The organism is Nocardiopsis protaetiae (genome assembly GCF_045446735.1).
GTDB classification, from domain to species: Bacteria; Actinomycetota; Actinomycetes; order Streptosporangiales; family Streptosporangiaceae; genus Nocardiopsis; species Nocardiopsis protaetiae.
The window spans coordinates 1-9,173 of record NZ_JBJJBV010000264.1; the positions used below are offsets into that span (position 1 = coordinate 1).

General features: G+C 71.1%; 9 protein-coding genes, 1 pseudogene and 1 CRISPR repeat array. Of the genes and pseudogenes, 6 read left to right on the forward strand and 4 right to left on the reverse strand.

All coding sequences use genetic code 11. The features are described from left to right. Positions 1-294 precede the first annotated feature (294 nt). Entirely contained in the window at positions 295-1,479 is a 1,185-nt protein-coding gene (locus ACJOT3_RS28445; RefSeq protein WP_406976203.1) for an FAD-dependent oxidoreductase, read from the reverse strand. A 239-nt stretch (positions 1,480-1,718) separates the two neighbouring features. Here ACJOT3_RS28445 and ACJOT3_RS28450 point away from each other — a divergent pair, with 239 nt between their 5' ends. Then, positions 1,719-2,936: an IS110 family RNA-guided transposase gene (locus ACJOT3_RS28450; protein ID WP_406976204.1), complete on the forward strand. Its 1,218-nt coding sequence runs from the start codon at positions 1,719-1,721 to the stop codon at positions 2,934-2,936. A gap of 17 nt (positions 2,937-2,953) precedes the next feature. On the opposite strand, the gene ACJOT3_RS28455 is transcribed toward ACJOT3_RS28450, so the two are convergent. Further along, on the reverse strand, positions 2,954-3,523 hold the full coding sequence (locus ACJOT3_RS28455) for a TetR/AcrR family transcriptional regulator (protein WP_406976205.1): 570 nt from the start codon (positions 3,521-3,523) through the stop codon (positions 2,954-2,956). Between the two features lie 213 nt (positions 3,524-3,736). Further along, positions 3,737-4,327, reverse strand: a complete 591-nt coding sequence (locus tag ACJOT3_RS28460) for a TetR/AcrR family transcriptional regulator (RefSeq protein WP_406976206.1) — start codon at positions 4,325-4,327, stop codon at positions 3,737-3,739. 94 nt (positions 4,328-4,421) lie between these two features. On the opposite strand from ACJOT3_RS28460, the gene ACJOT3_RS28465 reads away from it, so the two are divergent. From ACJOT3_RS28465 to ACJOT3_RS28485, 5 genes and pseudogenes are all read left to right on the forward strand, one after another. Then, entirely contained in the window at positions 4,422-5,048 is a 627-nt protein-coding gene (locus ACJOT3_RS28465; protein ID WP_406976207.1) for an NAD(P)-dependent oxidoreductase, read from the forward strand. A gap of 481 nt (positions 5,049-5,529) precedes the next feature. After that, on the forward strand, positions 5,530-6,024 hold the full coding sequence (locus ACJOT3_RS28470) for a DUF4274 domain-containing protein (protein WP_406976208.1): 495 nt from the start codon (positions 5,530-5,532) through the stop codon (positions 6,022-6,024). A 42-nt stretch (positions 6,025-6,066) separates the two neighbouring features. Further along, a pseudogene (locus tag ACJOT3_RS28475) lies at positions 6,067-6,255 on the forward strand (MarR family transcriptional regulator); the annotation flags it as partial. A 124-nt stretch (positions 6,256-6,379) separates the two neighbouring features. Further along, positions 6,380-6,724 (forward strand): hypothetical protein, encoded by a 345-nt coding sequence (locus ACJOT3_RS28480; RefSeq protein ID WP_406976209.1) that lies wholly within the window; start codon positions 6,380-6,382, stop codon positions 6,722-6,724. A gap of 209 nt (positions 6,725-6,933) precedes the next feature. After that, positions 6,934-7,761 carry an alpha/beta hydrolase family protein gene (locus ACJOT3_RS28485; RefSeq protein WP_406976210.1) on the forward strand — a complete coding sequence of 276 codons (828 nt, stop codon included), beginning with the start codon at positions 6,934-6,936 and terminating at the stop codon, positions 7,759-7,761. A gap of 166 nt (positions 7,762-7,927) precedes the next feature. Then, positions 7,928-8,443: a CRISPR direct-repeat array (repeat unit 29 nt; unit sequence GGGACCATCCCCGCGTGTGCGGGGAGCAC). A gap of 464 nt (positions 8,444-8,907) precedes the next feature. Here ACJOT3_RS28485 and ACJOT3_RS28490 read toward each other — a convergent pair. Then, the coding region (locus tag ACJOT3_RS28490; RefSeq protein ID WP_489685965.1) for an ATP-binding protein at positions 8,908-9,173 on the reverse strand (266 nt) is incomplete at its 5' end.

Below are 9,173 nucleotides of genomic sequence, written 5' to 3' on the forward strand. Positions count from 1 at the left end.
TCCCCGCATGCGCGGGGAGCACCAGACGTCGCTGGAACCCGCGGTGCTGCCGCTGGGACCATCCCCGCATGCGCGGGGAGCACGCAGATGACCTGCACGGATTCCAATGGAAACCGGGCGATTTTCAAACTTCCCGAGAAACGGACAAAACACCCGACCGCTTGTCGCTGGCCTTCAGCACTTCTACCGCGAGAATCCGCCCTCGGCAACGCCTCATCCGAAAACCGACCGTTGGTGTGACAGCCGGGATGCAGGCGGACCCGGGCCACGGACGCAATCCGCGGAGCCACGCCGTCAGGAGGCCAGGTCGCCGACCACACGGCTGGGTTTGCCCGACATCGCCGAGGCCACCCACCGGTCCACCCCCGGCAGGGCCGACAGCCGCAGCACCATGCGGCGCAGCCGGAGCCGCAGCGCCGTGTCGGGCAGGAACCAGGAGGTGCCGGTGAGGGCCGCGCGCTGGCGTTCCTCCACCACCGGCCGCCACCGCGCCTCGTAGCCCTCCAGCCCCTGGCGCAGCGTGGCCGCCCTGGCGAGTTCCTCGGCCAGCACGAACGCCCCGCCCACCCCCATCGAGGCGCCCTGCCCCGCGAGCAGCGACACCGCCTGGCAGGCGTCCCCCAGCAGCACCACCCGCCCCTTGGACCAGGCGTCCATCCGCACCTGGGCGACGTGGTCGTAGTAGACCTCCTCGGGCTCGGGGCACCGCTCCAGTGCCCGCGGCACCTCCCAGCCCAGGCCCGCGCAGGCTTCACGGAGGGCGCGGCGGGGGTCCTCGGGCAGGGTGGTCTCCCGGGTCCGGTGCACGGTGAAGACCGCGACCCGGTTCCCGCTCAGGGCGTAGAACCCCATCTGCGCGCCGAGGCTGTCGGTGAGCAGGAAGCGCTCCCGGGTGCGGGCGTGCAGGTCGGCGTCCTCGAACACGAAGGCACCGGTGTGAAAGCCCAGGTGGATCAGGTACTCCTCCTCCGGGCCGAACACCAGGCCCCGCACGGTGGAGTGGATGCCGTCGGCCCCGGCGAGCAGGTCGGCCTCCAGAACCCGGCCGTCGGACAGCCGCACCGCGACACCGTCGGCGTGCTCCTCCGCACCCGTCACGGCGGTTCCGTAGACCAGGTCCACGCTGTCGGGGAGGGATTCGCGCAGGGCGAGTTCGAGGTCGGGGCGCATGATCGAGACCAGGGAGCCGCCCAGGGCCTCGGCGAAGCGCTTGAACCCGATCGACGCGCGTCGACGCCCCTGTTCGTCCACCAGGACGGCCTCGGAGAAGTCGTGCCCCAGTTCCTGGAGCCGGGGCAGCAGCCCCATGGCCCGGGCGGCGTCGTAGCCGGGGCCGAAGAAGTCGATCATGTAGCCCTGGGGCCGCGGGCCGGGGGCGCGTTCGACGACGGTGACCCGCCGGCCGTGGTGGGCCAGGCGCCGGGCCAGGGCCAGGCCCGCGATGCCGGCCCCGGCGATGACGACGTGGGATGTGCTCATTAGAGGACCATCCTTAGTGCAGCCCTTTTGGGTAGGGTTGTGACCTCTCGGTCCCGGTGGGCGCACGGCCAAGTGTGCGAGCCGTTCGACGGCCACTGTGAGTTCCGCCGGCCCCGCCGGGCCGAGGCCGTCTGATCGGCTTCAGGGACACGCCCCGCAGAGGGCCGATTAATGAGCTCCCGGCAGACGACCTCACCACCGGGCAGGTGCTCCACCAGCAGCATTGGAGTACGACTTCCGTGTTCATCGGATGGGACTGGGCCACCGAGACCCATGACGTGACCGTCATGGACCACACCGGCAAGCGCATCGACCGGTGGGAATTCCCCCACACCGAGGAAGGGTTCGCCAAGACCCTCACCCGGCTGCGCGGCCACGGCGCCCCGGCCGACCTCCCGGTCGCGATCGAGACCACCCGCGGCCTGGCCGTGGACCGGCTCCTGGCCGCCGGACACCCCGTGGTGCCGGTGCACCCCAACGCCTTCCACGCCATGCGGGCCCGCTGGGGTGCCTCCAAGGCCAAGACCGACGCCGGCGACAGTATGAAGCTCGCCGACTACCTGCGCACCGACGGCCACCTGCTGCCCCGGCTGGAACCCACCGACCAGGCCACCCTGGACGTGCAGGCCCTCACCCGGACCCGCGCCGACCACGTCGAGGCCCGCATCGCCGCCACCAACCAGCTCGCCGCGCTGCTGGACGAGCACTGGCCCGGAGGCAAGGCCGTGTTCGGCCTGGACAGTGACACCGCCCTGGCGTTCCTGGAGCGCCATCCCACCCCGGGCTCGGCCGCCAAGCTCACCGCCGGACGCCTGGCGGCCTGGTGCAAGCACCGCGGCTACTCCGGCAAAAAGCCCGGAAGCGTCCTCATCGAGCGTCTGCGCTCGGCCCCGGCCCCGGCCTCCCGCCTGAGCGAGACCGTCGTCGCCCGACTCGTGCGCGTCCAGGTCCAACTCGTGCAGGGCATCCGCGCGACCATCCGTGAGCTGGACAGGGCCATCGCCGAGGCGGTTCGAGACCATCCTTACGCGCCGCTGTTCGCCACGATGCCGCGCATCGGCACGGTCAACCTCGCCCAGGTCATCGGCGAGGTCGGCCCGCTGCTGGAACGGGCGCGGACCAGCGAGCGGCTCATCGCCGAGACGGGCGTGGTCCCGGTCACCCGCGCCTCGGGCAAGTCCCGGGCGGTGGCCTTCCGCTTCGCGACCAATCGCAGAGCGCGCCTGGCCCTGACCCGGTTCGCCGACAACAGCCGCCACGACAGCGCGTGGGCGGCCAAGATCTACAACGATGCCCGTGCCCGCCAGAAGCGGCACCCGCACGCCACACGCATTCTCGCGCGTGCCTGGCTGCGTGTGATGTGGGCGTGTTGGCGTGACGGGACCGTCTACGACCCTGTCGGCCACCAGGCCAACGGCAAGGTTCCCGCGGTCACCGGCACTTCTCTGGCGGCGTAGGGGTTGACTCAGGAAACTCACAGGTGCTCCTCAACGGCTCCGGCCAGGAGCCTGCGTAGAACGGGGACGACGGCCTCGGCGGTCAGGGAGGGGTCCAGGGGGCGGTGCAGCATGAGCCCGTCGACGGCCGAGGCCAGAACGCGGGCGGTGGTGTCGGGGTCGGGCACGCCGATGGCGCGCATCCAGTCGGTGAGCAGGTCGCGGAAGTCCGCCAGCAGCCGGGTGAGGGCCCGGCGCAGTTCCTCGTCGCGCCCGGCGGCCAGGTAGGTCTCGACGAACAGCACCGAGGTGGGGTCGTCGCCGGAGTAGGCGTCCAGGGCGCCGAGCATCAGGTCGAGCCCTTCCCGGGCGGTGGCGCCCGGCAGGTGGGCGGCGCCCTCCAGGACCACGGCGCCCATGGTGCGCAGCGCGGCCTCGTTGAGCAGGGCGCGCAGCGAGGAGAAGTGGTAGTGCACCAGCCCGGGCCCCACCCCGGCCCGCTCGGCGAGGACGCGGGTGCTCACCCCCGCCCACCCGCGCTCGGCGATGAGCTCCGCCGCGGCGACGAGCATCCGCTCGCGCACCTCCTGCGCCCGCTGCGTGGTCATGCATCCTCCCGGTCCAGAGTTTGGGCGATCGTCTTGGGCGACTGCCCAAAACCGAGCATGCCATATCCCCGGGGCTTCGTACACCCCTGAAGGCGCCGCGGGGACACCACCCCCGCCCCGGCACGCCACCGGCCGTCACCCGCCGGCCGAGCCCGCCCCGGTCGATGCATCCGCCGGAGCGCGGAACAGGGCCCGCCGGTGCGCCGGTTCGGATCAGTCTTCGCGCGGGCCGGTTCCTGCCGGAAGAACGGCGGCGACGAGCCTGTCCGCGAGTTCCTCGGGGGCGTCGAGCCCCTCCCCGCGGTAGTTCACCAGGAAGGCCTCGTGGAGCGCGGCCCCGACGAGCAGCCTGGCAACGGCGTCGCCGTCCACCTCCGGCCTGATCCTCCCGGCCTCCTGTTCGGCCGTGATGTAGGCCGCGACGAGCGCTGCGGGAACGTGCGGACCGGCGCCGCGGGCGCGCATGCCCTCCCGGTGCGCGTCGAGGAGGGCGGTGTCGCCGAAGATCGACGCGGCCATGGGGAAGCTCTCCTGGTAGAAGGCGAGCATCTGCGCGGTCAGCAGCCGCAGGTTGGCGCGCACGTCGTTCACCCCGACGAGTTCGTCCACCGCCGCCACCCGGGGCACCCGCTCGGTGAGCACACGCAGGAAGATCTCCTGCTTGTCGGGGAAGTACTTGTAGAGCAGGGCCTCCGAGCAGCCCGCGGCCTTGGCTATCCGCCGGGTGGTCGCCCGCGCCAGTCCGTCACGGCGGATGATCAGCGCCGCGGCGTCCAGGATGCGCGCTCGTGTGTCCTTCTCCACGGTTTCTTCCTCTCACGGATCCCACCGGTTGACGCCTCAGCCGGCATGTCCCACCATAGTGGGTAAACGCTCACTCACCCCCTGGAGGTTCAACATGAGGATCGCCGTCGTCGGAGCCAGCGGCAGATCGGGAAGGGCCCTGGTCCGGCTCGCGCGGCTGCGATCGCACACCGTCGCGGCCGTGGTGCGCGACCGCGGCAGGCTCGACGGACTGGAGGCGGAGGAGGTCTTCGAGTCGCGGACCTGGGACAGCGGGTTCCTGGCCTCGGCGTTCGCCAGGGCGGACGCCGTCGCCTTCTGCGTCGGACCGGTCCCGGGCGGATCGCGCACCGTCCAGCAGGACCTCATCACGCCGACCCTCGACGCCATGCACGCCTGCGGCGTGCGCCGACTCGCCGCCATCAGCGCGAGCGGCGGCGTGGTGGACGGCGACGATCCGCTGAACCGGTTCGTCGCGAAGCCGATCCTGGCCCGCGTACTGCGGGACTCGAACGCGGACATGGCGGCCATGGAGGACCGCATCCGCGCCGGCGGCCTGGACTGGACGATCCTGCGGCCGCCCAAACTCACCGACCGGCCGGGATCGGGCCGCTACCGCAGCCGGCGCGACGGCAACGTCCGGTGGGGGTACACGATCTCCCGCGCCGACCTCGCCCACGCCGTCCTCGACGCGTTGGAGGACCGGTCGGCGATCGGACAGACGATCTCCATCGCCGGGTAAATGTTTTCCCCGCGTGTGCAGGGAGCACGACACCGTCGCGATCCTGCTGGAGGAGCAGGAGGGACCATCCCCGCGTGTGCAGGGAGCAGACTGGACGGGCCTCCAGTGGCTTCTCGGGCTCGGGACCATCCCCGCGTGTACGGGGAGCACGCCGACGAGCAGGGCAACCCGATCCCGGCGTGGGGACCATCCCCGCGTGTGCGGGGAGCAGGTGAACTTCTCCCCCGCTGATACGCGGGTCCCGGGACCATCCCCGCGTGTGCGGGGAGCAGAGCAAATGACCTGGGCGGATTCCACGGGAAACCGGCCGATTCTATGACTTCTCAAGAAACGGACAAAACACCCGACCCTTGATTGTCGGCTCCAGGGATTTCTACCGGATCGGCAAGGACAGGGCAATCGTCGCTGGTCTGTCAGAGCTCAGTTGACGGCGGGGATCGATACAGTGGGGCCGTCACCGACCAGATCAGAGGGACGGCGGATGGATCCTGCGGTCGAGCGCATCCTCTTCCACGAACCGGGCGAGCACGCCACCCTGGCCGAGCGGGTGGCCGCACTGGCCGATGAGCGGCGGTTGTGGGAGCTGATGAGCGCCTACAACTGGGATGAAGGTTTCGAGGTTCCGCTGGCCGTGGTCACGCACCCCCGTTGTGACCGCGCGTTGGCGCTGCGGCTGTTCTGGGAGTTGGACGACGCCGCGCAGATCCACCGCTCCGACGAGGAGAACGGGCTGAAGGAGAACTACGCCGCCGAGGCCCGGTATGAGCCCGAGGATTTCGGCCGCATGGTGCGCTACTGCACCGCCGTGGTGTCCGGCCTGCGGGAAGGGTCCTTCCCTGTCGGGGCAAACTCCTTCGACACCGGTTTCTTCGGCTTCGACGACCCCGCGCTCACCGACCGGCAGCGCACTCTGCGCGCCGCCCGCACCCGGCGTGCGCAGCAGGAGTACGAGGACTGTTTCCTCCGCCCCGTCTAGGCTCCCCAGCGAACTTTTCCTGTCCTCGGCCACAGCCGGTCCGAACTCGGGCGCCGGATCGGCCTGAGCCGGCCCGCCGCGGCCCGCATGGTCGAAGGACTGGAACGCCGAGAGCTGGTGCGGCGTGAGCGAACGTGGGGCGGTGGGTCGCCGTTCGCCCGACCCGGGAGGGTGCCCAGGCGGCCCGCGGGCCCCTCTCCACCCGAACCGACGCCCTCCACCAAGTGGTGAGAGCACTTGGAGGGGGCCGAACAGCCTGACCGGGACCGACCGCTGTCCGAGTTCCTCCCCGGTCTGCACCGGGCCCTTGGCGATGCCGACGACCATGTGCCGTCCGTGCGATCGTGACGTCTGCGTGGGGCAGGCCGAACGCGACTCGTCCGCCGCTCCGGCGGCCGGGCCCACGGCGTCGGCTCTGGCCTGGGGCACCGCCTCGGCCATGGGCACCGGGGTGGGCGTGGCCTACCTGTACCGGGCCATGGGTGTGGGGAGGTTAGGCGTGGTGGTCCCGCCCAGTGATGTGGGGGCGGTGGCGCACTCGTCCATGCGCGCGCCGTCGTGCCGGACGAGTTCTTCGTGCCGTCGCACATCGTGGCTCAACGCGCCGCTGCGGCTGCTGGCCCCGGGCGATCCGGGCCTGGCCGAGGCCATAGGGCGGGTGGGTTTCGCGCCGGTGGCAGAGCTGTGCGCGGGTCCGTGAGATCGATGATGACGAGGATGCGGATCATCGTCAGGAACACCGGAGCGCCGTTTACCCGGCCGGGGAACGACCCCTTCGGCCCGCTTCCACACATTTCGGCCGGGTCGTGGTTCGGGCCCGGAGGTCTGCCCGCAGCAGAAAGGATATTCCCGCTCGGTAGAGCCCCCTTACGGTGGAGGCCCCAGCCCTTGAAAGCCGTAGGAGTGCGTATGGATGCGATCACCGGTACAGCCGCAGGCGTGCCGTTCACGGCCCTCCCCCCGTCCGGGGGAGGTACCGACCCTGCGCCGTTGATCGTGACCTGGCACATGCTGGACTCACCGCGCACGGATGCGGCCTTCGCGGCGGCGCTGCCCATGGCCGGTGTTCCCGCTTGGCGGGTACACCTGGGCATGCCGCTGTGCGGCTCGCGCATGGTCGACGGCAGCCTGGACAGACACCTCGAACTCGCTCGCAAGGACATACTCCTGGCGTACCTCGGTCCGATCGTTGACCAGGCGGTCGAGGAGTTCCCGGCCGCGCTGGCCGAGCTGCGCCGTCAGCTCCCGATCGATGATCAGCCGATCGGCATCCTCGGTGCGTCACTCGGCGGGGCGGTGGCTCTGCGGGTGCTCACAGCGCCGCCGAGTCCGATCGGGGCGGTCGCGCTCGTCAATCCGGCCGTGCGGGTGAGCGCGGCCGTCGAACTTCTCGCGGCCGGGCTCGGCCAGCCCTACGGTTGGACCGCCGAATCCCGCAGGGTCGCCGACGAACTGGACTTCGTCGGCCGCGCCGAAAGTCTCACAGGGGAGCCGCCGCTGCTACTGGTCAGTGGCGAGCGCGACCACCCGGCGCTGCGTGAGGACGCGGTTTCCCTGGTCGGGGCGCTACGCGAGCGGTACACGGATCCGTCCGACATCGAACTGGCGACCGTGCCGGACTTGGCCCACCCGCTGGCCGATGAGCCCGGCCTGGAACCGGCCCCCCAGTTGCCCGGCGCGGTGGCGGTCGACGAGATCCTGACTCAGTGGTTCCTCCGGCGACTCGCGACGCAGTGAGCAGTGTTCGGTGGGCTTTCTAAGGGCCGGTGACGCTCCCTCCGAGGCACATCGACGCTGCGCAGAGGAAGCCCGCCCGCGCTTCGCGCGGGCGGGCTCTTGATCCTGTAGAGAAAATCGTCACTGATGTGCGCCGGTGCCGCGCTGGTCTACGGTGCGGTCCTCGGAACGCATCCCCGCGTGTGCGGGGAGCACGATGGGGTGTTCCTCGGACCCGGCCTGCCCATGGGACCATCCCCGCGTGTGCGGGGAGCACCTCCTAGATGTGTGTGGTGCCGCGCGCCGCGAGGGACCATCCCCGCGTGTGCGGGGAGCACGACGGCGCCGTCCGCTGGTGCCCCGGCGTCGCGGGACCATCCCCGCGTGTGCGGGGAGCACCTGAAGACCGCCCGCGGCGCGTCCTTCCGTGCGGGACCATCCCCGCGTGTGCGGGGAGCACACCCTGCGGTCGGATGGCGGAGACGGGAGCCGGGGACCATCCCCGCGTGTGCGGGGAGCACGGCGGTGGCCTCTTCGCATTTGGAGACCACATGGGACCATCCCCGCGTGTGCGGGGAGCACCGGGATCGGCTGCCACACCGGGGCCGGGACGGGGGACCATCCCCGCGTGTGCGGGGAGCACGGGTGGATGACGGCACCCGTCTCCAGCTGTCCGGACCATCCCCGCGTGTGCGGGGAGCACAGTAAATGACCTGCACGGATTCCACGGGAAACCAGCCGATTTTATGACTTCTCAAGAAACGGACAAAACACCCGGACCTTGATCCTCCGTTCCAGGGCTTTCTACCGGACCGAGGGTGCCAGAGCAATGGGCACCTCTACAACCGTCGAGACCCCGAGCATGGCCGCCCACCCCCATGGCAAGACAGGTCCGCCTGATGCGGCCCGGGGAACGCAGAACGTCCCGCCCGCGCAGGTGCGGGCGGGACGGCTCCGGTCAGGCAACCCGGTCCTTCGGCGGCCGGGGGCGCCGGGGCAGCGGCCGGGGCGGTCCGGTCGGAGGGCGTGGGCGCGGGATAGGATGCGTCACCGATCCTGCTTTCCGAACATGTGAGAGTGTCTGGATTTTGGGATTGTGAGGGCCTGGGAAGAGCGTTGCACCGCTCTCCTGGGCCCGTTTCGCGTTCTCGGTGCGAAGGCGGCCGTTCAGGCCGCGGTGGTCCAGGGGTTGTCGGTCAGGTCGTAGGCCAGGAAGAACCACACCTGGCGGTGGTCGGCGATGCCGTTGTCGCCCCAGGAGGTGGCCAACGCGTCGACCAGGGCGAGGCCGCGCCCGGATTCGGCGTCCGGGTCCAGGCCGGACGGGTCGGCGGCCAGGTACTCACGCCGCCCGTCGGGGGTGGTGCGCCCGTCCGGATGGCCCTGGTCGGTGCACATCAGGTGCATCCCGGTGCGGCGGCGCTCGCAGCGCA